Source organism: Nonomuraea sp. NPDC050451 (genome assembly GCF_044458585.1).
The window spans coordinates 155,499-178,082 of sequence record NZ_JBITHZ010000003.1; the positions used below are offsets into that span (position 1 = coordinate 155,499).

The following is a 22,584-nucleotide window of genomic DNA, read 5'->3' on the forward strand; positions in this document are numbered from 1 at the left end:
CCGTAAAGGCATCAGGGCCGCTCTCCCAAAGCCCAAAGCCAGGGAGGGCGGCCCTGCGGCCGTCAGAGCTTGTCGAGGGGCGCGTAGGCCAGCAGCAGCGTCTTCTCCCCGCCGCTGCCGAAGTCGATCTTGACCTTGGTCTTCTCCGCCACCCCGTCCACGGCCACCACCGTGCCCAGCCCGAACGCGTCATGCGTCACCCGGTCGCCGGGCGCCAGCGAAGGCACCTTCCGCCCGCCGCTCTTGGCGGGCGCCGGGCGGGCGGCGGGCTCCTTGCGGGTGGCCGCGCTCCAGGCGGACTTCTCCGGATCCGTACGCCAGTCGATGAGCTGCCCCGGCACCTCGTTCACGAAGCGCGAGGCCGGGTTGAACGACGGCGCCCCCCACGAGCTGCGCACGGCCGCCCGGGTGATGTAGAGCCGCTGCTGCGCCCTGGTGATCCCCACGTACGCCAGCCGCCGCTCCTCCTCCAGCTCCTTGGGCTCCCCGAGCGAGCGGATGTGCGGGAACACCCCGTCCTCCATGGCCGTCAGGAAGACGACCGGGAACTCCAAGCCCTTGGCCGTGTGCAGGGTCATCAGCGTGACGACCCCCTGCCCGCCGTCGGCGTCGGGGATCTGGTCGGCGTCGGCCACGAGCGACACCTGCTCCAGGAACTCCACCAGCGTCCCCTCCGGGTTGGCCTCCTCGAACTCGGAGGCGACGGAGATGAGCTCGTTGAGGTTTTCCAGGCGTGACTCGTCCTGCGGGTCCTCAGACGCCTCCAACTCGGCGCGGTAGCCGGTGGCCACCAGCACCTCCTCGGCCAGTGCCGACGGCGGCATGCCCTCGGCCTTGGCGATCAGCTCCTCGAGCATCGCGACGAACTCGCGTACGGCGTTGAGCGAGCGCGTGGCCATCCCGTACGCCTCGTCGGCCCTGCGCAGCGCGTCCCAGAACGAGATGCGCTCGCGCGACGACAGCGCCTCGACCATCGCCTCGGCGCGGTCGCCGATGCCGCGCTTGGGAACGTTGAGGATGCGGCGCAGCGACACCACGTCGGCCGGGTTGGCCAGCACGCGCAGGTAGGCCAGCAGGTCCTTGACCTCCTTGCGCTCGTAGAAGCGCACGCCCCCGACCACCTTGTACGGCAGCCCGGTGCGGATGAAGATCTCCTCGAACACCCGGGAGGCCGCGTTGGTCCGGTAGAAGACGGCCACCTCGCCCGGCTTGACGTCTTCCTCGTCGCTGAGCCGGTCGACCTCCTGGGCCACGAACATGGCCTCGTCGTGCTCGTTGTCGGCGACATATCCGACGATCTTGGGCCCGTCGCCCTGGTCGGACCAGAGATTTTTGGGCTTGCGCGACTCGTTGCGCGCGATGACCGCGTTGGCGGCGGCCAGGATGTTCTGGGTGGAGCGGTAGTTCTGCTCCAGCAGGATGGTGCGCGCGTCGGGGTAGTCGCGCTCGAACTCCAGGATGTTGCGGATCGTCGCGCCGCGGAAGGCGTAGATGGACTGGTCGGCGTCGCCCACCACGCACAGCTCGGACATGTCGGCGCCCGACCGCACCAGCTCGCCGTCGGTCGTGCGCAGCTCGGGGTGCCCGACCAGCTCCCTGATCAGGATGTATTGGGCGTGGTTGGTGTCCTGGTATTCGTCGACCAGCACGTGCCTGAACCGCATCCGGTAGTGCTCGGCCACCTCGGGGAAGAGCTGGAACAACGTCACCGTGTTCATGATGATGTCGTCGAAGTCCATCGCGCCGGCCTCGGTCAGCTTGAGCTGATAGGCCTTGTACGCCTGCGCCAGCGTCTTCTCCAGATGCGAGCCCGCCTTGTCGAGCGCGGTCTCGTAGTCGATCAGCTCGTTCTTGAAGTTGCTGACCTGGGCCGAGAAGGAGCGCGGCGGGTAACGCTTGGGATCGAGCTCCATCTCCCTGCAGACCATGGCCATGAGCCGCTGCGAGTCGGCCTGGTCGTAGATGGAGAAGCTCGACGGGAACCCCAGCCGCTTGGCCTCCCGCCGCAGGATGCGCATGCAGGCGCTGTGGAACGTCATCACCCACATCGCCCTGGAGCGCGGGCCGACCAGCTTGTCGATGCGCTCCTTCATCTCGCGGGCGGCCTTGTTGGTGAAGGTGATCGCCAGGATCTCGCCCGGGTGCACCTCACGCTCGGCCAGCAGGTACGCGATGCGATGCGTGAGCACCCGCGTCTTGCCGGAGCCCGCCCCCGCCACGATGAGCAGCGGACTGCCATGATGGATCACGGCCTCGCGCTGCTGAGGGTTGAGGCCGTCGAGCAGAGGGTGGTCAACAGAGACTTGGGTCGGCACCTACCTAGGTTAAGACGCCCCACCGACAATCGGCGCCCGGAATGCCTTCGGCGGGGGGCCGGTTGTCTTCTCGTAGAACATCAGAAAGGAAAGCCATGCTGCCGGAAGTCGAGATCAACCGGGTCCTCGTGGTCACCGCCCACCCAGACGACGTCGATTTCGGCGCGGCGGGGAGCGTGGCGCTGTTCGTCGACAAGGGCGTCGAGGTCACGTACCTGCTGGTCACGGATGGCGATGCGGGCGGCAATGAGCGTACTTTGGACAATTCCGGCATGGCCGAGCTGCGCAGGACCGAGCAGCGCACCGCCGCCAAGGCGGTCGGCGTCACCGACGTGCGGTTCCTCGGCCACAAGGACGGGCTCGTGGTGCCCTCCATCGAGCTGAGGCGCGACATCGCCCGCGTGATCCGCCAGGTCAGGCCGGATCTCGTCATCACCCACCACCCCGATCGCAACTACAACAACGTCGCTCCCAGCCACCCCGACCACCGCGCGGTGGGCGGCTCCGCCCTGGACGCCGTCTACCCGGACGCCCGCAACCCCTACGCCTTCCCCGAACTGCTGCGGGACGAGGGCCTGGAGGCGTGGACCGTGCGCGAGGTGTGGCTGACGGGCGGCTCGACCCCCAACCACTGGGTGGACGTCACCGAGGCCATGGACCGCAAGCTCGCGGCCTTGCAGTCACATGTGAGCCAGGTCGCCCACGTGGAGGGCTTCGTCGACTTCGTCAAGACCCGCTTCGCCGCCTGGGCCGACCAGGCCGGCTTCGCCTCGGGCCACTACGCGGAGGCCTTCCAGGTCGTCCCCACGGCCTGACCCTCCCTAGGGCACCGACCCCGGGGGCACTGCCCAGAGCGACGGCTGGCCGGTGACCTCGGAGATGATGTCGAAGTCCCGGTCGTAATGCAGGATCGTCGCCCCGTGCACCTCGGCACAGGCGGCGATCAGCAGATCGCTCGGTCCGACGGCCCGGTGGTGCGATTTGCGCGCGAGGATCGCCTGGACGTCCAGCGCCCGGGCGGCCACCTCCTTCTCGTGGATCGACAGGAGGCGGAAGCCCTCGCGCAGGTAGTGGGCGTCGCGCTCGTAGCCCGCCGGGTCACGCGCGCTGAAGAGGACCTCGAGTTGTGTGACCTCGCAGATGGCCAGCATCTTGTCGAGCATGAGCGGCTCGAGTGCGCGGTGGACCGCCGGGTGCGGCATGCGCGCCAGTGCGCTCTTGTCGATGAGGTAGACCACGCCGGTGGCTACCACGCATGCTTCATGATCTCCGGATCCAGAAGATCGGAGTTGTCCCGGGTACGCCAGTATTCGAACGCTTCGCGACGCTTTGCCCTTTCGGCGATCTCCTCCAGGGCCGCGTTGACCGTCTCCTTCATGGTCGAAGTCCCCAACTCGTGCTGGGCCACTTCCAGGAGCTCCTTGTCGATGTCGATTACCGTACGCATGCAACACCACCTCCGTGCCTCCATCGTATATCAGAACTTGTGATCTTGATATACGCCTTTCCCGGCATTGCGCGGTCTCGGGAAGTACGCGCTGGAGACGTTAAAGCATCTCTGTGGAACGCTCCAATCAAGGTGAAGGATCTTCCTCCTTCGAGGCTGAGAATCCTCATCCTCGGCTGATCAAAGATCCACCTGGGTGCCGGGAATGCTCACGTTCCGTCACTTTCGCTTGGCGGCGAGGCGGGCGAAGAGGTAGCCGAAGGAGTTGGTGGCAAGGTGCAGCATGGCCGGGGTCAGGAGGCCGCCGCGGCGCCGGAGCTCGCAGAACAGCACCCCGGCCGCCGCCGTGGACACCACGCTTCCCGCCACCACCCGCGCCGTGTCCAGGCCGGCCGGGGAGTCGGCCGACGTCAGGGCGCCGAGGGCGGGGTTGGCGTGGGCCATGTCGATGGCCGGCAGGATGTGCCAGAGGCCGAACAGGGACGACGAGATCGCCGTGGCGGCCACCGTGCCGTGATCCTTGCGCAGCATCGCGTACAGGGCGCCCCGGAAACCCACCTCCTCCAGCAGGACCGTGCCCATCGGGACCTGGAGCAGGGCCTCCTCCAGGACGCGGGCACGCGAGAGCGACAGGGCGCGCTCGTCCTGGAAGAGCTGCCTGGTGCGGGGGTGGGCGATGCCGACGGCGTAAACGGCCGCCACCGCAGCCGCCAGCGCGCCTCCCGCCACGGCGCCGCGCCGGCCGTGCTCGAACCCGAGCTCCTTCCACGACAGACCGGACCTGCGGGCCGTCGCCACCAGGGCGGCGGTCGCGGCGGCCGAGGTCAGGGGGGCCAGGCGGGGGGCCACCTTGTTGTTCAGCAGGTTGGCTGCGGCGAGGATCGCGATCGAGCGGAGCAACACCCTTGCCAGGCTACGTCGCTCATCCTCTTTTCACCCGCGCCGCCGGTCGATCGGCGTCAGGAGGCGGCCGGGCGGCGCCAGCCCGTGGGGAAGCGACTGCGCCGGCGCTCCTCCGGGGTGAGGCCGCCCCAGATGCCCTCCGACTCGCCCGAGCGTAATGCGTACGCGCGGCACTCCTCGATGACCTGACAGCGCGCGCAGACCGCCTTGGCGCGGGCCTCCTGCAAGGGCGTGGGGGCGAGGGGGAAGAAGAGGTCAGGGTCGCTGGATCTGCACGCACCCCGTCGCAGCCAGCCGATCTCCTCCAATGGCATGGGTCAACGGTAGAGCGTGGGCATGATCGGATACATCATCCTCTGGGTTGACCCGCGCGTACATCCTGGAGTCCGATCCGCGCCCCTCGTGTACGCCCCCGGTCAGCACGCGTTCACTCCGTCCCGGTAGCCGGTCGCGAACGACGCCTGGCGCTGCCCGGCCGTCCCATGAGCAGACGGGTTCAGCCAGTCGTCCGTCGGGTCGCCCGCCGCCTCCAGGCTCAGGAGCAGTTCGTCCTCGTCGCCCGCCTCCGTGTCGAGCACGCCCGAGCGCACGAGCGCCGAGAGGGTCCCGCCCGCGTAACAGTCGGCCTGGAGCTCTATTTGTACGTTGAGCTGGAAGTTCGTCTGGAGCTGGGCCTGGATCGCGTGCCCGAACTCGTGGGGAATGATCACATAGACCGACCCGTCGCCCATCTCGTTCCAGAGCGATTCCATCCAGGTCTGGTCAAAAGCGATGAAGTGGCCGATGGGGCAGTAGAAGGCGTTGTTCGGGACGGCGGGCTCGTTGCCGCAGCTGGGTCCGGAGTTTCCGGAGTAGGGGACGAAGTCGGCAATAGGCCGATATGTCCGGCCGCTCTGCTGGAACTGCTGCGTCCAGAACGCCTCCGTCAGCGTACGGGCGGTCCGCACATCGTCCTCGAACGAGTCGGCCCCCTGCGTGTCCATGGACGGCCGCCCGGTAAGGCCGCAGGCGCCGACCAGGAGGACCAGGGCGAGGACCAGGATGCGCTTCACGGGCTTCATACGTCCCAAGTGTGCACGGGCTCATTGCTGTGCATTCGCTCGATGTACTCGAGCATCATGGACCGCAACGCCTCGTGCCGGTCGCCGGAGTGGCCTTCATGCGCGCGTACGCGTTCCACCTGCCAGCTCGCCCCCGTACGGCCCGTCAGGCAGCGCCCCTCGATGATGCCGAGCAGCCGGTCGGCCACGGGACCGTCCACCCCCCACCTGGCCAGCCCCTCGCGCGCCATGGGCAGCAGGCGGCGCAGGATCAGCTCCGCCGCCGGCACCTCTCCCATGCCCGGCCAGTACAGCCGCGCGTCCAGCCCGTGCCGGGCCGCCGCGCCGAGGTTGTCCTCCGCCGCCTGGAACGACATCTGGCTCCAGATCGGCCGCTCGGCGTACGGCACCATGCGCATCAACCCGTAGTAGAACGCCGCGTTGGCCGCGATGTCGGCCACGGTGGGCCCGGCGGGCAGCACACGGTTCTCCACGCGAAGGTGCGGCACCCCGCCCACCACCGCGTACACCGGCCGGTTCCACCGGTAGATCGTGCCGTTGTGCAGGGTCAGCTCGTGGAGGTGGGGGATGCGGCCCTGTTCGAGCTCGGTACGGGGGTCCTCGTCCTCGCACAGGGGCAGCAAAGCGGGGTAATAGCTGACGTTCTCCTCGAACAGGTCGAAGACGCTCGTGATCCACCGCTCCCCGAACCACACCCTCGGCCGCACGCCCTGCGCCTTCAGCTCGGCCGGCCGCGTGTCCGTGGCCTGCTCGAACAGGGTGATCCTGGTCTCGCGGTGCAGCTCCTTGCCGAACAGGTACGGCGAGTTGGCCGCCACCGCCACCTGAGGCCCGGCGATGGCCTGGGCCGCGTTCCAGTGCGAGGCGAACGCGTCGGGGCTGACCTGCAGATGCAGCTGCACGCTCGTGCACGCGGCCTCGGGGGCGACGCTGTCGGCGTGGGTGTCCAGGCGCTCGACGCCCTCGATGGCCAGGTGCAGGTCCTCGCCCCGGGCCGCGAAGATCTGCTCGTTGAGCAGGCGGTAGCGGGGGTTCGCGGAGAGCGTGCCCTCGCCGATGTCCTGCTCGCGCAGCGTGGGCAGGATGCCGATCAGTACGAGGTGACCGTCCTGGGAACGGGCGCGTTCCTCGGCGTGGTTGAGCCGCGCCCTGACGTCGTTCTCCAGCCGGAGCGCGCCGTCGCCGCCCAGTTCCTGCGGCTCGATGTTGATCTCGATGTTGAACTGTCCCAGCTCCGTGGCCCAGTCCGGCTGCTCGATCGCGGCGAGCACCTGGGCGTTGCGCATGGCCGCCTCGCCGTACGCGTCCACGATGTTGAGCTCGATCTCCAGGCCGGCGAGCGGACGCTCGATCTCAAAGCGGGACTCGCGCAACATCTGGGCGAAGACGTCGAGGCATCGATACACCTTTTCCCGATATTTCCGGCGGTCGTCCCGGCTGAAGACGACGCTTGGCACGTCTCTGCCCATATCAGGAAATGTCGCACGCCAACACGGGACCCAACAAGCCCCATACCACCGCCCCTTTCCCTCTACCGCGTCAGCCGGGCACTCCCGACTCCCCGCCCCGGCGATTTCAGCCCGCAGGCGAGCGCGGGCTCGGGGCGTAGTTATGGCTTGGCTGTGAGGGGCGGGGCCACGCCGAGCGAGGTTCGGGGTACGGCGTGATGGCGGAGCCTTGAGCAGAGGCGCAAGTGAGCCGGACCCAGCCGTACAAGATGATTAAGGGATTCGGAGCTGTTCGTGTTTGAGCGTGCATGACATGGGGCTGGTCACGTCATCGCCGGAGTGCGTATTCGACGGCATGTGTGCACGCAAGGGGTAGTCCTCGCTCTGCGTACCGCTGTCGCGCCGGGGCCGCTCTGCTCGGGTTCCGGCTCAGCCGTAGGGCTGCGCTGCGCATCTGCCGGCCCGTATCGCGCACATGTTCTACCCAGCAATATCAACGCTTGGTATCATTACGGCCACGCAACGTGAAACCTTGGAGGGGGCGAGTGTCATCCATGCCAGCGTGCCCGTTCGACCGCGATCCACGGGCGCCGACCGTGCGGTGCCCTCGGCGGTCGGCCGTAGACCACGTCGGCATCGCGGCGGAGGTCGGCGAGCATGGCTGAGCTGCGTCCGATCGCCCCCGCTTTCGTGGTGCCCGGCTCGTCCGGCGTCGCTGTCCGCGACCGGCTCAAGCTCCTGACGCCTGAGGATGACGTGGTGTTGCGGCTGGTCGGCGCGCATCTGGGCGCGCTGGCCTCGCACGATCTGAAAACCAGGTGCGCCGACGGGCTGGAGCACTCCACCGGCACCTGGGCGGCTCGCAAGCGCGAGTTGACCGTGCAGTCATCGTCACGCTGGGCCGGGGCCATCACCAAAGCCTCCCACGATCAGTGGGCGCTGGCTCGCCGCGGCCAGGCCGACCACATCCGCGACCTCCAGGTCGCCATCCGCGCGATCACCCATCGGCTGTCGCTGCCCATCGGAAAGAAAGGCACCCGCAAGGAGCCAGGCGGTTACCGCTCGGCGCAGGAGTGGTTCGCCAAGTCCCGCCGTCTGCACTTCCTGCAATATCGGCTGCAGCACCTGCGGGCCGATCAGCGGGCGGGGCGGGTGCGCGTGGTGCGAGGCGGCAAACGGCTCGCCCGCGCTCGGCACCACCTTGAGGCCGCCGGGCTCACCCAGGCCGAGTGGCGGCAGACCTGGCAGGCCGCGCGCTGGTTCCTGGCCGCCGACGGCGAGTCCGGCAAACGCTACGGCAACGAGACCATCCGCATCACCCCCGACGGCCAGGCGTCGATCCGGCTCCCCGCACCGCTGGCACAGCACGCGAACGCGCCGCACGGCCGCTACGTGCTGGCCTGCCGGGTGACCTTCGCCCACCGGCGCTCCGAGTGGGCCGATCGCATTGAAGCCAACCGGGGCGGTGGCTTACCGTATCCACCTGGATGCGGCGCGCGGCCGCTGGTACATCACCGCCTCCTGGGAGATTCCCGCGGCCCCGGCCGTGCTGATGTCGGCTGCGCTCGCCCACGGGGTGATCGGGGTGGACACCAACGCCGACCACCTGGCCGCCTGGCGCCTGGATGTCCACGGCAACCCGATCGGCAATCCCCGCCGCTTCTCCTACGACCTGTCCGGCAATGCCGGGCATCGCGACGCCCAGGTCCGCCACGCCCTGACGCGGCTGCTGCACTGGGCGCGTACATGCGGTGTGAAGGCCATCGCCATCGAAGACCTCGACTTCGCCGCGGAGAAGACCCGGGAGAAGCACGGCCGCCGCAAACGCTTCCGCCGGCTCATCTCCGGCATACCCACCGGCAGGCTGCGGGCCCGGCTCACTTCGATGGCCGACCAGACGGGTATCGCGATCATCGCCGCCGATCCGGCGTATACCTCGAAGTGGGGCGCTCAACACTGGCAGGCCTCGCTGGCCTCCACCAAACGTACGACCACTCGCCACGACGCAGCCGCGGTGGCGATCGGCAGACGCGCCCAAGGGCATCCGATCCGGCGACGGACGGCACCGCCCCCTGCTCACCGGAGCGATGAGCAGGGGCATCGGACCGTCCAGGCCGGACCGGCCGCCCGCGGGCGTGAGGGACCCCGCCCCCGCATCCCCGGACCACGGACACGATCCGTGCCGCCCGGACGCGGCGCGAACGCGGGCGACCAGAACGCTCAACACCGTTCGGAGCGTTCGGCTGAGCACGTGCCACTTATGCTCAGTCCATAGGTACGGTGCTGGGATGCGTGTATTGATTACTGGCGGGGCGGGATATATCGGGAGCACGGTCGCGTCGGCGTGCCTCGATGCCGGGATCGAGCCCGTCATTCTCGACAACCTCATCACGGGCAGGCGCGAGTTCGCGAAGGGGCGGGCGTTCTATGAAGGGGATATCAGCGACGGCCCACTGATTGACAAGATATTTGCCGAGTATCCGGATATTGAGGCCGTAGTCCACTGCGCCGCGCTCATCGTGGTCCCGGACTCCGTCGCCGACCCCATCGGCTACTACCGCGCGAACGTCACCAAGAGCCTCGAGTTCGTCGATCACCTGATCCGCAACGGCTGCACCCGGATGATCTTCAGCTCCTCCGCGTCCATCTACCGCACGGGCGACGACCACACGGTGAACGAGGACTCTTCCCTCGACCCCCAGAGCCCGTACGCGCGGACCAAGGCTGTCTGCGAGGCCATGTTCGCCGACATCGCCGCAGGTCGTCCGATCAGAATCCTCTCCCTGCGGTACTTCAACCCGATCGGCGCGGACCCCGAGATGCGCACCGGTCTGCAGCTGCGCCGCCCCAGCCACGCCCTCGGCAAGATGATCGAGGCGTACGAGGACGGCGTCCCCTTCCAGATCACCGGCACCGGCTATCCGACCAGGGACGGGACGGGCATCCGTGACTACGTCCACGTCTGGGACCTGGCGACGGCCCACGTGGCGGCGCTGCGGCGGTTCGACGAACTGGACGTCGACGTGATCAACCTGGGCACCGGCGCGGGCACCACCGTCCGTGAGCTGGCCGAGGCGTTCAACCGCGTCGTCGACCGCCCGATCGAGGTCGTCGAGACCGACCCGCGCCCCGGCGACGTGGCCGGCGCCTACACCCGCAGCGACCGCGCCCGCCGCCTGCTGGACTGGCAGGCCCGCTACTCCGTCGAGGAGGGCATCAGGCACTCGCTCGAATGGGCGAGCGTGCGGGAGTCCCGGCTCGGGTAGACCTCCGTTCTGCGGCGGAGTACAGTTCGTACACGAACAGTTCGTACACGAAAGAAGTAATGGAAGAAGCGGAGGCGGCCCGCGAGGTCGCGCGGCTCTACCCTGCGATCTACCGGCGGTTCAAGGCGTCCAAGAGACCGATCGCGGCCGGGCTGACCGCCAGGATGCACGCCGTGCTCGGCCACCTGCAGGCCGCCGGGCCGCTCACCCTGAGCGAGCTGGCCGAGCACCTGCAACTGTCCAAGGCCGCGACGACCGAGCTGGTCAACCGGGTCGAGGAGCGTGGCCTGGTGGGCAGGATCAGGGACGAGCGCGACCGGCGGCGGGTGTTCGTGTGGGTCACGGACGAAGGGCGGGCGGCCTATGCGGCGGCCGCACCACGGGTGCTCGAGGACGACCTGCTGGCGCGGGCCGTACGTCAGATGACGCCCCAGGAGCGCGAAGGGCTCGTCACCGGGCTCCGCGCGCTCCTCAGGGGCGAGGATCCAGGAGAGGACGTGCCGTGAACTGTCAAAGCTGCGGGATGCCCATGCGGACGGCCGACGACCACGCCCCCGGCCACCCGGACAGCACGTGGTGCCGGTTGTGCTCCAAGCCGGACGGGACGCTGCAGGACTTCGACGAGCGGTTCGAGCGCATGGTGCAGTGGCAGACCCAGCGCACCGGCCAGGCCAGGGCCGAGGCCGAGGAGGCCACCAGGGCCTACATGCGCTCGATGCCCGCCTGGCGCGACCACCCGAGGCTCGCGTCATGAGGATCCTCGGCGTCGACAACATCCTGGTCGGGGTCGGAGACCTGGCGCGGGCCCGGGAGTTCTACGGGGGCGTGCTGGGGCTGAAGGAGAAGTTCGCGACGGGGGAGCTGGCGCTGTTCGCGATCGGGGAGGAGACCCCGGGGCTGCTGGTACGGGTCCAGGAGGGCGGGCCGGGCTCCATGCGCGTCTGGCTGGAGGTGCCCGATGCCCGCGCGGCGGCCGATGAGCTGGGGGTCGAGCCGTTCGAGGTGTTCACGGGCTGGACGGTCGAGGTCGCCGACCCCTGGGGGAACGTCATCGGCCTGACCGACTACACCAAACAGCCCCACCTGGCCCGCGCGGGCTGAGGATGCCTTACCGGGGGGCGAGCGCCTCGTTCGGGATGATTTGCAGCTCCTCCAGCATCTCGTCGATGGCCTCGTCGCTGAGCTCTTCGGAGCTGGCCACCAGTTCCTCGGGCGGAGCCTTGATCGTCACCTTGTGACCCCAGTCGCTGTAGCGGGTGTCGACCGTATCCGCACTTGAAGAGCTTTTCACGCCGGTGAAGAAGCGGCTGGGCAGGCCGGTGGAATCGACGCTCAGCCGATAGTCCACCGAAGGGCCGAAATAGAGCCCGCTGAGTTTGCTCGTCTGCTTGGCGGTGAGTGTGCCTTGGTAGAGGCCGCCCGTGCTGGACTTCGCGTGTGACAGCAGGCCCTTCAACTGCGCAGGCCGAAAGATGTCGAGGGGGTGAAAGGTGCCGCTCGCCCTACTCGCATCGCCCATACGCAGCCAGGTCTTGCCCTCGGGCAGCGTCTTCTCGAAGGCCTCGCTCTGAATGTAAGTCTTCCTCCCAACGGTCACGGCGCGAAAGTTGATCTTCTCTGAGGGCTTCAGGAAGCTCCCCCGCAGGATCACATCGGAGGCGACGACCCCTGACGTGCCGAACTCGAAAGCGCCGGTCACACGGAGGGCCGTCGGCTTCTTCTTGTCCATCGATCGGTTCAATTCGGAGACCTTCACGCCGTGCCCGGGCACGAACTGGCTCTTCAGAGCCTTCACCGGATCAGGGGTCGCCGCCTGTGCCGGTGTGGGGGTGGCCAGGGCCGCGGCGGCCACCGCCGCCGCCAGAACTCGCTTCATGCGCATCCTTGAAGAGGAGAAAGCCTCCTTCCGCCCAGCGGGCGGAAGGAGGCCGGGAGAGCTACTAGTTGGCGAGCGAGTTCAGGGAGTTGTTCGGGATCTCCTGCGGAACCTCGCTGTCCTCACCGAGGTCGTCCACGTCGACCCACAGGTCCTTGGCCGGGGCCTTGATCTTGACCTTGGACCCCCACGCGAGGTACCGGGTCTCGGTCTCGGAACGGGTCTTGCCCAGGACGCCGAAGTCCAGGGTCCAGCCCGACGTGAGCGTGGTGACCAGGCCCTTGGAGTTGACCTTCAGCGCGTAGTCAATCTTGATCTTGCCGACCGCGCCGGACAGCTTCTGGCCGTAGGCCTTGGCCAGTTCGCTGTAGGTGAGGGCGCCCTTGTAGGTGCCCCCCTTGAAGCTCTTGGCGCGCGACACCAGCGTCTTCAGCACCTTCGGCTCGAAGATGTCGAGGATCTGGTTGTAGGTGCCGCCGGTCGCCTCGCCGCCGCTGTAGCGAACCCACTTCTTGCCCTCGGGCAGGTCCTCGCTGAACAACCCGCCCTGAACGTAGCTGTAGCCGCCGACCGTGATGATGCGCGGCGGGGCGAGCGCGGCCGAAAGGCTCTTGTCGTTGCTGGGCCTGCGGGTCCGGACATCGCTTGCCACGATTCCCGACTTGCCGAACTCGAAAGAGCCGAGCGTCGTGCTGACCCCGATGCTCTTGCCGTCCAGGGACATCCGGGTCTTCTCCGAGATCCGTACCCCGTGCCCCGCGACGAACTGCTTCTTGAGCGCCTTCACCGGGTCCACCGGCGCGGCCTGCGCGGCAGGTGTGGCGGTAACGAGCGCGGCGGCCGTGGTTAACGCCAAGCCCGCGAGAATTCGCTTCATACGATTTCCCCGTTCGATTCAAAAGGAGAGGGAGCAGAAGCCTGCCAATAGAAGATCACGACCATATATCGACAGCCGGGGCAGGCGATGCCAAAACGGTGCATTTTTCGTGCAGGGTCCGTCCTGGAGAAGTGAGATGACCGTCACAGAGCGGAAGAACCATGCCCCCATGACCTGGGCAGGTCAAGCTTCGGGCTAGGCTTTACCGGCGGAAACGCCCGGCACGCACGGGGTTGCCCGGGCCGTCGAACATCAGTCGGAAAAGCAGGGCGCGAACCCGACAGAGGGTGAGCGACCAAACGGAAGAGGACGGACCCTCGTGGACCTGTTCGAACATCAGGCGAAGGAGCTCTTCGCCGACTACGGCATCCCGGTGCCACGCGGCATCGTCGCACACAACGTGGAGGAGGCGCGGTCGGCCGCCGAGGAGCTGACCGGCCGCGTTGTCGTCAAGGCCCAGGTCAAGACCGGTGGCCGAGGCAAAGCCGGCGGCGTCAAGGTGGCCGACGACGCGGTCGACGCCGTGACCAAGGCCGAAGCCATCCTCGGCATGGACATCAAGGGCCACACGGTCCACAAGGTCCTCGTCGAAGAGGCCAGCGCGATCGCGGAGGAGTACTACTTCTCCTTCCTGCTCGACCGCGCGAACCGTACCTTCCTCGCCATCTGCTCCGCCGCGGGCGGCATGGACATCGAAGAGGTCGCCCACACCGCGCCCGAGAAGGTCGCCAAGGTGCCGGTCTCGGCGCTGAACGGCGTCGACCGCGCGACGGCTCGCGAGATCGCGGTGGCCGGCGGCCTGCCGGAGAAGGCGCTCGACGGCGCCGCCGACCTCATCGAGAAGCTCTGGTGCTGCTTCGTCGACGAGGACGCCACGCTCGTCGAGGTCAACCCCATGATCCTGTCGGCCGACGGCCAGGTTAAGGCCCTCGACGGCAAGGTCACGCTCGACGACAACGCCGGCTTCCGCCAGGCCGACCACGAGGCGCTCGCGGACAAGGCGGCCGAGGACCCCCTCGAGGCCAAGGCCAAGGAGAAGGACCTCAACTACGTCAAGCTCGACGGCGACGTCGGCATCATCGGCAACGGCGCGGGCCTGGTCATGTCCACGCTCGACGTGGTGGCCTACGCGGGCGAGCAGTTCCCCGGCAAGCCGTCCCCCGCGAACTTCCTCGACATCGGCGGCGGCGCCTCTGCCGAGGTCATGGCCGCGGGCCTGGAGATCATCCTCTCCGACCCGAGCGTCAAGTCGATCTTCGTGAACGTCTTCGGCGGCATCACCGCCTGCGACGCCGTCGCCAACGGCATCGTCTCGGCGTTCAAGCTGTTGGAGAGCCGCGGCGAGGCCGTGACCCACCCCCTCGTGGTCCGCCTCGACGGCAACAACGCCCAGCTCGGGCGCCAGATTCTGGCCGACGCCGCGCTCCCGCGGGTCGAGCTGGTAGACACGATGGACGACGCGGCCAAGCGTGCCGCCGAGCTCGCTGCGGTAGGTGCGTGACCCATGGCCATCTGGTTGACTGAGAACAGCAAGATCATCGTTCAGGGCATGACCGGTGGCGAGGGCACCAAGCACACCCGCCGCATGCTCGCCTCCGGCGCCAAGGTCGTCGGCGGGGTGAACGCCCGCAAGGCCGGCATCACGCACGAGGGCCTGCCGGTGTTCGGGACGGTCAAGGACGCCATGGAGAAGACCGGCGCCGACGTGTCGGTCGTGTTCGTGCCGCCGGCGTTCACCAAGGACGCGGTCATCGAGGCCATCGACGCCGAGATCCCGCTGTGCGTGGTGATCACCGAGGGCGTTCCGGTCCACGACAGCACCGCGTTCTGGGCGTACGCCGTCTCCAAGGGCAACAAGACCCGCATCATCGGCCCCAACTGCCCCGGTATCGCCTCTCCCGGCGCCTCCAACGCGGGCATCATCCCGGCCGACATCACCACCGCGGGTCGCATCGGCCTGGTCTCGAAGTCGGGCACGCTGACGTACCAGCTCATGTACGAGCTGCGTGACTTCGGCTTCTCGACCGCTGTGGGCATCGGCGGCGACCCCGTCATCGGCACGACCCACATCGACGCGCTCCAGGCGTTCCAGGAGGACCCGGGCACCGACGCGATCGTCATGATCGGCGAGATCGGCGGCGACGCCGAGGAGCGGGCCGCCGCCTACATCGAGCAGCACGTCACCAAGCCGGTCGTGGCCTACGTCGCGGGCTTCACCGCCCCCGAGGGCAAGACCATGGGCCACGCCGGCGCCATCGTGTCGGGCTCCGCGGGCACCGCCCAGGCCAAGAAGGAGGCCCTGGAGAAGGTCGGCGTCCGCGTCGGCAAGACCCCCTCCGAGACCGCCCGCCTGATGCGCGAGATCATGCAGGCGCGCTGATCGTCGGGTTTGCGTTTTTCGAAAGCCCCGTGCGGGTCCTCCCGCACGGGGCTTTCCCTCTCCCACCTTTACGCTCACGGCGGGCAACCCACCCGCCGCACGTGGCCGGCCCCTGTCCAGGGAGACGGTCACCAAGCGCGCGGGGCCGGCCGCCGTTACGCCGCCCCGTGGGCCGTTTCCGTGCCCGATCCGGGGCCCGGGGACAAATCGGGTGTAGTTCGACGTCACAAAGTGGATGGGCGGCGGCGCGTCAACCAAGCGCCGGTCGGGAAACCTTGAGAAAATCGCCTACTGTGACGGCGATTCTCGACCAGTTGCGTGCTGCCCCCCGGTCGATGCTAGGCAAGCTCCCCGGGAGCTCAGGCGACGACGACGAGACGAGGCGGCCGCTACCCGTGTCCGGGATGCTGGCCGCCGCCGCCACGCTGGGCGTCGGCCTGGCCGCGCTCACCACACTCACCCTCGTCGGCTGGATCGCCGCGCCGCGCGGCACGCTGGGCACGGGGCTGCCGGGCGTGTTCCGCACGGCGGCGCAGCTCTGGCTGGCCGCCCACCACGCCGGGTTCGCGATCCAGGGCGGGCGGGTCGGGCTGCTGCCTCTGGGGCTGATCGTGCTGCCCGCCGTGCTCCTCTACCGAGCCGGGCGGTGGATGGCCCGCGACGCCGACCTGCGGCTGCGGCTGCCCGCCCGGCTGCCGAAGAACAGCCCCAAGGAGCAGGCCGGGGCCCGTCGCCGCGCCCAGCTCGCCGTGGTCGTCCAGGCGGGGGTGTCGCTGGCGGCGCCGTACGCGCTGCTCGCGGGGTTGATCGCGCTCGCGGCGAGCAACGAGATCACGCAGCCGTTCATCGGCGAGGCGTTGCTCAGCCACTTCGTGCTGGCGTTCCTGGCGGGGTCGCTGGCCACGGCGCGGATGATCGGGCCCTGGCGGGTGATGCTGCGGCTGCTGCCCGAGCGGGTGCGCGCGCTCACCGTCGGCACGGCGGTCGCCACGGCGCTGCTGCTCGTGGCCGGGCTCGTGCTGGTGCTGGTCGCCATCGGACTGAACTTCGGGCAGGTCAAGGAGCTGTCCGACGTGCTCTCGCCGGGGCTCGTCGGCGGGGTGCTGCTGTTGCTGCTGCAGCTCCTCTACCTGCTGAACGCCGTCGTCTGGGCCTTCTCCTACATCGCCGGGCCAGGGTTCGCGATCGGCGCCGACACGCTGGTCGCGCCCACGGGGGTGCAGCTCGGCACGGTGCCGAGCCTGCCGCTGCTGGGGGCGTTGCCGGAGAGCGGGCCCGTGCCGGGTTGGATGATGGCGGTGGTCGCGGTGCCGTTCGCGGCTGGGGCCGTCGCGGGGGTCATGGTGGCCCGGATCTCGCCGTCGCCCTCCTATGAGGCGGCGCCGATGTGGGGGTTCCTCAGCGGGGTCGTCACGGGGCTCGTGGCGGGGCTGCTGGCGGCCCTGTCCGGCGGGCCCATCGGCGGCGGGCGGCTGGCCACGATCGGGCCCTCGCCCTGGGAGGTGGCGCTCTCCGTCGCGGTGGAGGTCGGCGTGGCCGCGGGCATCTCCGCCGGCGTGGCCAACCTGCTGCTGCTCAACAAGCGCGCCCGTACGCCGCTCGACAAGGCGGCCGCCCCCGTACGCAAGGCCGGGGCCGCCATCGCCAAGGCGGCGAGCAAGGTCGGGCTGGCCGAGTCGGATCCGCGCCCGCTGCCCGGCCACTGGATGGACGCCACCGAGGCCGACACTCAGGAGATCCCGGTCATCAGGGACGACTGGCAGGACGAGCACGCCTCAGCCGAGGCCGAGACGCTGGCCCAGGCCCGCCCGCGCCTGGCGGAGCCCGACCGCCCGCCCCGCAAGGACATCGTGGACGAGTCGGACGACCGCGGCGGCCACGTCATCTACCTCGACCCGTACGCCTGGGACCGCGACTGATCCGCGTCCGGCTAGGGCTGCACGGTGCCGAGCAGCTGCAGCACGTCGGCGGGCAGCTTGCGCTGGGCCGCGTCCCTGAACTGCGTGAAGCACTCGCCCTGCGCCGAGACGGTCCCCGCGCCCTTCATGCACTCCTGGTAGGCCGAGTATTCGTCCATCAGGTACAGCTGCATCCCCGTGGCCATGGCCGACAGCGCCAGTGCGATCGAGGAGATCGTGATGCCGCCCACGGCGATGCCCGTGGACCGGCCTGCGGACTTCAGCTGTGGCAGCGCCCGGATCCCGGCCGCGAGCGCGAACAGCGCCATGACCAGGCCTGCGAGCGGCAACATGAACGTCATGGCCAGCGCTGCGATGGACAACCAGATCGCTCGGCGACCCGCCGAATCGGCGGGTTGCTGGCCTGCCGGTGCCTGCACCGGTGTCGACACCTGACCTCCTCTGCGTCGCCGGGCGAGGAACAGATACTCTGGCACCCCCACCCTGTTTCCTCTTTGGAGTGTGCGTGTCTAAGGCTGGGCGGCTCGTCGTCCTCGTCTCCGGCTCTGGAACCAACCTACAGGCCCTGCTGGACGCTTCCGCCGACCCGTCATACGGGGCTCGTGTGGTCGCGGTCGGCGCGGACAGGGATGGGATCGAAGGGCTGGCCAGGGCCACGAGGGCACAAGTCCCAACTTTTGTTGAAAAATTGGGCGATTATGCGACGCGGGCGGAATGGGATGCCGCCATCGCGGCCAGAATCGCAGCGTACGAGCCTGACCTGGTGGTGTCGGCGGGTTTCATGAAAATTCTGGGTCCGCCGACCCTCGACGCCTTTCCCGTGCTGAACACGCACCCGGCGCTGCTGCCGTCGTTCCCCGGCGCGCACGGCGTGCGGGACGCGCTCACCCACGGGGTCAAGGTGACCGGCTGCACGGTGATGCTGGCCGACGCCGGCGTCGACACCGGGCCGATCGTCGCCCAGGAGGCGGTGCCCGTGCTTCCGGACGACGACGAGGCGGTCCTGCACGAGCGCATCAAGAGCGTCGAGCGGCGCCTGCTCGTCGAGATCGTCGGCCGGATGGCTCGCGAGGGCTGGACGGTCAGCGGACGTCACGTCCGCATCGGCAACCTAACAGGAGGGGAATCCACGTGACTCGCATCGCCATCCGGCGCGCGCTGATCGCTGTTTACGACAAGTCCGGGCTCGAGGAGCTGGCCAGAGCCCTCGACGGCGCCGGGGTGGAGATCGTCTCGACCGGTGGCACGGCCGCCGCGATCTCGTCGTTCGGGATCCCGGTGACGAAGGTCGAGCAGCTCACCGGGTTCCCGGAGTGCCTGGACGGGCGGGTCAAGACCTTGCACCCGCGCGTGCACGCCGGGCTGCTGGCCGACGTCACCAAGCCGCACCACGTGGCCCAGCTGGAGGAGCTGGAGATCGACCCGTTCCAGCTCGTCGTGGTCAACCTCTATCCGTTCCAGGAGACGGTGGCCTCCGGCGCGTCCGACGAGGAGTGCGTCGAGCAGATCGACATCGGCGGGCCCGCCATGATCCGCGGCGCCGCGAAGAACCACAACACCTGCGCCGTCGTGGTCGACCCCGGGTTCTACGGCGACGTGCTCGACGCGCTGGCCGAGGGCGGCTTCACGCTGGTCGAGCGCAGGCGGCTGGCGGGCATCGCGTACGCGCACACGGCCTCGTACGACGTGGCGGTGGCCAACTGGTTCGCGCGGACGTACGGGGAGGACGGGTTCCCGGCGTTCACGGGGGCGACGTACGAGCGCAAGGCCACGCTGCGCTACGGCGAGAACCCGCACCAGAGCGCCGCCCTCTACACGGCCGGCACGAGCGGCCTGGCCAACGCCGAGCAGTTGCACGGCAAGGAGATGTCGTACAACAACTACCTCGACTCCGACGCCGCCTGGCGGGCCGCCTGGGACTTCAGCGAGCCGTGCGTGGCCATCATCAAGCACCAGAACCCGTGCGGCATCGCCATCGGCGCCGACGTGGCCGAGGCGCACCGCAAGGCGCACGCCTGCGACCCCGTCTCGGCGTACGGCGGCGTGATCGCCGTCAACCGCGAGGTCACGGCCGAGCTGGCCCGGCAGATCGCCGACATCTTCACCGAGGTCGTCATCGCGCCGTCCTACGCGGCGGAGGCGCTGGAGGTCCTGCGGGTCAAGAAGAGCCTGCGCCTGCTGCAGTGCCCGCAGGGGCCGTCGCGGCAGGTGGAGCTCCGCGAGATCGACGGGGGAGTCCTGGCGCAGTCCGTGGACAAGGTGGACGCATCCGGCGACTCGGCCGCGCAGTGGGAGCTCAAGACCGGCACCCCGGCCTCGCCCGAGCAGCTGGCGGACCTGGAGTTCGCCTGGCGCGCCTGCCGCTCGGTGAAGTCCAACGCCATCCTGCTGGCCAGCGACGGGGCGACCGTTGGCGTGGGCATGGGCCAGGTCAACCGGGTCGACTCGTGCCGCCTGGCGGTCTCCAGGGCGGGCGAGCGCGCGACGGGGGCGGTCGCGGCCTCGGACGCGTACTTCCCGTTCCCGGACGGGGCGCAGGTGCTGATCGACGCCGGCGTCCGGTTCATCGTGGAGCCCGGCGGCTCAATCCGGGACGAACTAGTCATCGAGGCCGCCGAAAAGGCCGGCATCACCCTCTACTTCACCGGCACCCGCCACTTCTTCCACTGACCCACCAACGCCTGCACCCCAGGGCCAGAGCTCCCCTCTGGCCCTCACCCGGGGACGGGCTGGTCACGACGATCCTGGACACGGGCGACGCGCAGGCCGGCTTCGCCGGCTCGGACCGTTGCGTCACTGAAGGCGCCTCGTGCCGCTCAGGGGGCGTTCGTCGGGTGCGGTGGGGAACCGCCGTTCCGCTCGGGGGCGTTCGTGGAGTACGGCGGGAGCCGCAGCTCGAAGTCCTTGTCGGCAGCGATGGACCGGTCGACCAGCCGCGGCGCGCGATTCGGGTGGCCCCATGGCGGCGGGCGTCGGCCAGGGGGAGCGAGCCGACGCGGCCGCCTTGGCGGGGCTCGTTCCCTGCTTGACCCGTCCTCGTTGCCGTGTCACGAGGTCCGCGCAGAACCCCGGGACACGGCTGTGGCTACGCGGGTCGACATCGCATCAGGCGGCGTCGAGGGCTGCGGTGATCTTGCGGATCATGTCGGCCAGGGTGGGGCCGGGCTCGCCCTGGTGGGTCCGGGCGGCTCCTTCGACGGCAACGAGGACGGTGCTGCGGAAGTTGCCGGCCTCTGCCGGGTCCTGCTTGTTGAGCAGGTTCATGGCCGCCGTCAGGGCCGGCAGCACGTGGTCGGCGATTTCGGCCACGGACTTGCCGTTCAGCTTGATGTCGTTGGTCTTGGCGGCGAGCACGTGGCCGATCGGGCCGGTCGCGGAGGCCAGGGCGATGGAGCCCTCGGTGGCGACCTTGTGGGGCGAGCCGGCGGCATCGGCGGCGGCCAGCAGCGAGACGGCGCCGTAGGCGGCGGTGCGCAGGGTGAGCTTGTCCTGGTCAGTCAGCTGTTACGGCCTGCAGAGGCGGACAGGGCCCGCCCGGAAACGTCGACGGTCCGGCCGCCACGAGCCTGAGGGCGGGTCTACCAGGGCGCGGGCTCGATGTCAGTCGTCGATCGCCTGGTAGAGGGTCGTCCAGAAGTCGCTCATCAGCCGTGCCGGATCCGGGACGGTGTACCCGACCTGGCAGAGCAGGATCCCGGTGAGCTGGTGGTGCGGGTCGGCGTAGGTCGAGGTGCCGCTTCCGCCATCCCAGCCGAACTGGCCGATGGAGGCGTAGTCGCCGCGGTAGGTGCGCACCGCCATCCCCATGCCCCAGCCGCCCTGCTGCCCCTGGCCGAAGGACATATGGACGTTGTCGACGGCCATGGCATGCCGGGGGGCCTGCTGCTCGGGGGTGAGCCGGTTGGTGGTCATCAGCTCCACGGCGGGCCGCGACAGGATCCGCCTGCCCTGGTGCACCCCGCCGTTCAGCAGCATCCGGAAGTAGGCGTGATAGTCGTCGGCGGTCGAGACCAGCCCACCGCCGCCGCCCTGGAACGCCGGGGGCTGGCTCCACCGTCCGTCCTTGGGCTCGTCCCATGCGAGGAACTCGCCGGTCTGCGGGTCGGGGGCGTACAGGGTGGGCAGCCGGTCGATCTTGTCGGCGGGCACGTGGAAGCCGGTGTCGGTCATGCCCAGCGGCTCGAAGATGCGCTCCCGCAGGAACTCCTCGAACGACTGGCCCGTGACCCGGGCCACCAGCACGCCGACCAGATCGCTGCTGATCTGGTACTGCCAGCGCTCGCCGGGCTGATGCATCAGCGGAAGCTCGCCCAGGCGGCGCATCCACTCGTCCTGCTCGGGCACCGGCACCGGCAGGTTGGGCGTGAGCCCCCGCTCGAAGATCGCGTTCAGGATCGGGGTGCCCAGCGAGGTCATGTCCATGCCGAGCCCGAAGGTGGAGGTCAGCACGTCCCGAACGGTGACCGGCCGCCGCGCCGGCACGGTGTCGTCCAGCGGGCTGTCGATCCGCTTCAGCACCCGGCGATCGGCAAGCTCCGGCAGCCACGGATCCACCACGTCATCCAGTCGCAGCCGGCACTCATCCAGCAGCACCATCGCCGCCGCGATCGACAACGGCTTGGACGTGGACGCCATCCGGAAGATCGTGTCCCGGTGCATCGGCGCGCCACCGTCGTGCTGCATCGTCCCGATCGCCTCGACGTGCGTCTGGCCGCCGCGGCTGACCAGGGCGACCAGCCCAGGGATCTTCCCGGAATCGACATGCCGCGTCAGCACCTCGCGCAGCCTGCGCAGCCCAGTCGCGGAAAAGCCGCTGTTGCCGTGTTCCATCATGAATCTCCTTGCGTACAGTGTTCGCTCTTTCAGGAGCCGTCCGGGGCGTGGCGCTCATGCTTCGGCTCCCGCTGGCGTTCGGCAATCGCTGAACGCCAGCGACACTACATTGCGTTCACAAATCAGTCAACGCTAATGAGAGCCCTATCGCTCCTGTTAAACTGGAGCTTCAAGGCTTCCTTTGCAATGAGGTTGACGCTAAACGCAAAAGATGATCAAGGGTTGTATTGCAATGAGACTCTGCGTGAATGCATACTTT

At 69.0% G+C, this 22,584-nt stretch carries 24 protein-coding genes; 11 read left to right on the plus strand and 13 right to left on the minus strand.

The features are described from left to right. Positions 1 to 62: 62 nt before the first annotated feature. Positions 63 to 2,285 carry a DNA helicase PcrA gene (gene pcrA, locus ACIBI9_RS11985; protein WP_397222589.1) on the minus strand — a complete coding sequence of 741 codons (2,223 nt, stop codon included), beginning with the start codon at positions 2,283 to 2,285 and terminating at the stop codon, positions 63 to 65. Positions 2,286 to 2,410: 125 nt separating this feature from the next. On the opposite strand from pcrA, the gene ACIBI9_RS11990 reads away from it, so the two are divergent. Then, positions 2,411 to 3,130, plus strand: a complete 720-nt coding sequence (locus ACIBI9_RS11990; protein ID WP_397221981.1) for a PIG-L deacetylase family protein — start codon at positions 2,411 to 2,413, stop codon at positions 3,128 to 3,130. A 6-nt stretch (positions 3,131 to 3,136) separates the two neighbouring features. Here ACIBI9_RS11990 and ACIBI9_RS11995 read toward each other — a convergent pair whose 3' ends face one another. The 7 genes from ACIBI9_RS11995 to ACIBI9_RS12025 form a co-directional block, all read right to left on the minus strand. Continuing rightward, positions 3,137 to 3,568 carry a PIN domain nuclease gene (locus tag ACIBI9_RS11995; protein WP_397221982.1) on the minus strand — a complete coding sequence of 144 codons (432 nt, stop codon included), beginning with the start codon at positions 3,566 to 3,568 and terminating at the stop codon, positions 3,137 to 3,139. After that, a complete protein-coding gene (locus ACIBI9_RS12000; RefSeq protein ID WP_185070761.1) occupies positions 3,562 to 3,762 on the minus strand; it encodes a type II toxin-antitoxin system VapB family antitoxin in 201 nt (66 codons plus the stop codon). Before ACIBI9_RS12000 ends, ACIBI9_RS11995 begins: the two co-directional genes overlap by 7 nt. A gap of 219 nt (positions 3,763 to 3,981) precedes the next feature. After that, a complete protein-coding gene (locus ACIBI9_RS12005) occupies positions 3,982 to 4,665 on the minus strand; it encodes a lysostaphin resistance A-like protein (protein ID WP_397221984.1) in 684 nt (227 codons plus the stop codon). Between the two features lie 56 nt (positions 4,666 to 4,721). Further along, the gene (locus tag ACIBI9_RS12010) at positions 4,722 to 4,979 is read right to left on the minus strand and encodes a WhiB family transcriptional regulator (protein WP_192790004.1); all 258 of its coding nucleotides are present in this window, start codon (positions 4,977 to 4,979) and stop codon (positions 4,722 to 4,724) included. Between the two features lie 102 nt (positions 4,980 to 5,081). Beyond that, positions 5,082 to 5,726, minus strand: a complete 645-nt coding sequence (locus tag ACIBI9_RS12015; RefSeq protein WP_397221985.1) for a neutral zinc metallopeptidase — start codon at positions 5,724 to 5,726, stop codon at positions 5,082 to 5,084. Further along, positions 5,723 to 7,183 (minus strand): glutamate--cysteine ligase, encoded by a 1,461-nt coding sequence (locus ACIBI9_RS12020; RefSeq protein WP_397221986.1) that lies wholly within the window; start codon positions 7,181 to 7,183, stop codon positions 5,723 to 5,725. The genes ACIBI9_RS12015 and ACIBI9_RS12020 overlap by 4 nt, the downstream gene beginning before the upstream one ends. 882 nt (positions 7,184 to 8,065) lie before the next feature. Beyond that, a complete protein-coding gene (locus ACIBI9_RS12025) occupies positions 8,066 to 8,557 on the minus strand; it encodes a hypothetical protein (RefSeq protein WP_397221987.1) in 492 nt (163 codons plus the stop codon). Between the two features lie 82 nt (positions 8,558 to 8,639). Here ACIBI9_RS12025 and ACIBI9_RS12030 point away from each other — a divergent pair, with 82 nt between their 5' ends. From ACIBI9_RS12030 to ACIBI9_RS12050, 5 genes are read left to right on the plus strand one after another with little or no spacing between them, the layout of a single operon-like run. Further along, complete coding sequence (locus ACIBI9_RS12030) at positions 8,640 to 9,449, plus strand: hypothetical protein (RefSeq protein WP_397221988.1); 810 nt, start codon at positions 8,640 to 8,642, stop codon at positions 9,447 to 9,449. Positions 9,450 to 9,462: 13 nt separating this feature from the next. Further along, on the plus strand, positions 9,463 to 10,440 hold the full coding sequence (gene galE / locus ACIBI9_RS12035; RefSeq protein WP_397221989.1) for a UDP-glucose 4-epimerase GalE: 978 nt from the start codon (positions 9,463 to 9,465) through the stop codon (positions 10,438 to 10,440). 59 nt (positions 10,441 to 10,499) lie between these two features. Then, on the plus strand, positions 10,500 to 10,946 hold the full coding sequence (locus ACIBI9_RS12040) for a MarR family winged helix-turn-helix transcriptional regulator (protein WP_397221990.1): 447 nt from the start codon (positions 10,500 to 10,502) through the stop codon (positions 10,944 to 10,946). Further along, complete coding sequence (locus tag ACIBI9_RS12045) at positions 10,943 to 11,194, plus strand: zinc ribbon domain-containing protein (RefSeq protein ID WP_397221991.1); 252 nt, start codon at positions 10,943 to 10,945, stop codon at positions 11,192 to 11,194. Before ACIBI9_RS12040 ends, ACIBI9_RS12045 begins: the two co-directional genes overlap by 4 nt. Next, positions 11,191 to 11,541 carry a VOC family protein gene (locus ACIBI9_RS12050; RefSeq protein WP_397221992.1) on the plus strand — a complete coding sequence of 117 codons (351 nt, stop codon included), beginning with the start codon at positions 11,191 to 11,193 and terminating at the stop codon, positions 11,539 to 11,541. The genes ACIBI9_RS12045 and ACIBI9_RS12050 overlap by 4 nt, the downstream gene beginning before the upstream one ends. Positions 11,542 to 11,548: 7 nt before the next feature. Here ACIBI9_RS12050 and ACIBI9_RS12055 read toward each other — a convergent pair whose 3' ends face one another. Both ACIBI9_RS12055 and ACIBI9_RS12060 read right to left on the minus strand, forming a co-directional pair. Further along, positions 11,549 to 12,316, minus strand: a complete 768-nt coding sequence (locus ACIBI9_RS12055; protein ID WP_397221993.1) for a hypothetical protein — start codon at positions 12,314 to 12,316, stop codon at positions 11,549 to 11,551. 64 nt (positions 12,317 to 12,380) lie between these two features. Beyond that, the gene (locus tag ACIBI9_RS12060; RefSeq protein WP_397221994.1) at positions 12,381 to 13,172 is read right to left on the minus strand and encodes a hypothetical protein; all 792 of its coding nucleotides are present in this window, start codon (positions 13,170 to 13,172) and stop codon (positions 12,381 to 12,383) included. 340 nt (positions 13,173 to 13,512) lie between these two features. Here ACIBI9_RS12060 and sucC point away from each other — a divergent pair, with 340 nt between their 5' ends. From sucC to ACIBI9_RS12075, 3 genes are all read left to right on the plus strand, one after another. After that, on the plus strand, positions 13,513 to 14,694 hold the full coding sequence (gene sucC / locus ACIBI9_RS12065; RefSeq protein ID WP_397221995.1) for an ADP-forming succinate--CoA ligase subunit beta: 1,182 nt from the start codon (positions 13,513 to 13,515) through the stop codon (positions 14,692 to 14,694). Between the two features lie 3 nt (positions 14,695 to 14,697). Further along, a complete protein-coding gene (sucD, locus tag ACIBI9_RS12070; protein ID WP_394493180.1) occupies positions 14,698 to 15,573 on the plus strand; it encodes a succinate--CoA ligase subunit alpha in 876 nt (291 codons plus the stop codon). 293 nt (positions 15,574 to 15,866) lie between these two features. After that, positions 15,867 to 17,492, plus strand: a complete 1,626-nt coding sequence (locus tag ACIBI9_RS12075; protein ID WP_397221996.1) for a DUF6350 family protein — start codon at positions 15,867 to 15,869, stop codon at positions 17,490 to 17,492. An 11-nt stretch (positions 17,493 to 17,503) separates the two neighbouring features. Here ACIBI9_RS12075 and ACIBI9_RS12080 read toward each other — a convergent pair whose 3' ends face one another. Continuing rightward, positions 17,504 to 17,923: a hypothetical protein gene (locus ACIBI9_RS12080; RefSeq protein WP_397221997.1), complete on the minus strand. Its 420-nt coding sequence runs from the start codon at positions 17,921 to 17,923 to the stop codon at positions 17,504 to 17,506. A 74-nt stretch (positions 17,924 to 17,997) separates the two neighbouring features. Here ACIBI9_RS12080 and purN point away from each other — a divergent pair, with 74 nt between their 5' ends. Beyond that, positions 17,998 to 18,627, plus strand: coding sequence for a phosphoribosylglycinamide formyltransferase (gene purN / locus ACIBI9_RS12085; protein ID WP_397221998.1), 630 nt, complete (start codon positions 17,998 to 18,000; stop codon positions 18,625 to 18,627). Further along, complete coding sequence (gene purH / locus ACIBI9_RS12090) at positions 18,624 to 20,162, plus strand: bifunctional phosphoribosylaminoimidazolecarboxamide formyltransferase/IMP cyclohydrolase (RefSeq protein WP_397221999.1); 1,539 nt, start codon at positions 18,624 to 18,626, stop codon at positions 20,160 to 20,162. The genes purN and purH overlap by 4 nt, the downstream gene beginning before the upstream one ends. Positions 20,163 to 20,597: 435 nt before the next feature. Here the strand turns inward: purH and ACIBI9_RS12095 are convergent, their stop codons facing one another. Both ACIBI9_RS12095 and ACIBI9_RS12100 read right to left on the minus strand, forming a co-directional pair. Then, positions 20,598 to 20,846: a hypothetical protein gene (locus ACIBI9_RS12095; protein WP_397222000.1), complete on the minus strand. Its 249-nt coding sequence runs from the start codon at positions 20,844 to 20,846 to the stop codon at positions 20,598 to 20,600. 246 nt (positions 20,847 to 21,092) lie between these two features. After that, positions 21,093 to 22,325 carry a serine hydrolase domain-containing protein gene (locus ACIBI9_RS12100; RefSeq protein ID WP_397222001.1) on the minus strand — a complete coding sequence of 411 codons (1,233 nt, stop codon included), beginning with the start codon at positions 22,323 to 22,325 and terminating at the stop codon, positions 21,093 to 21,095. Between the last annotated feature and the right edge of the window lie 259 nt (positions 22,326 to 22,584).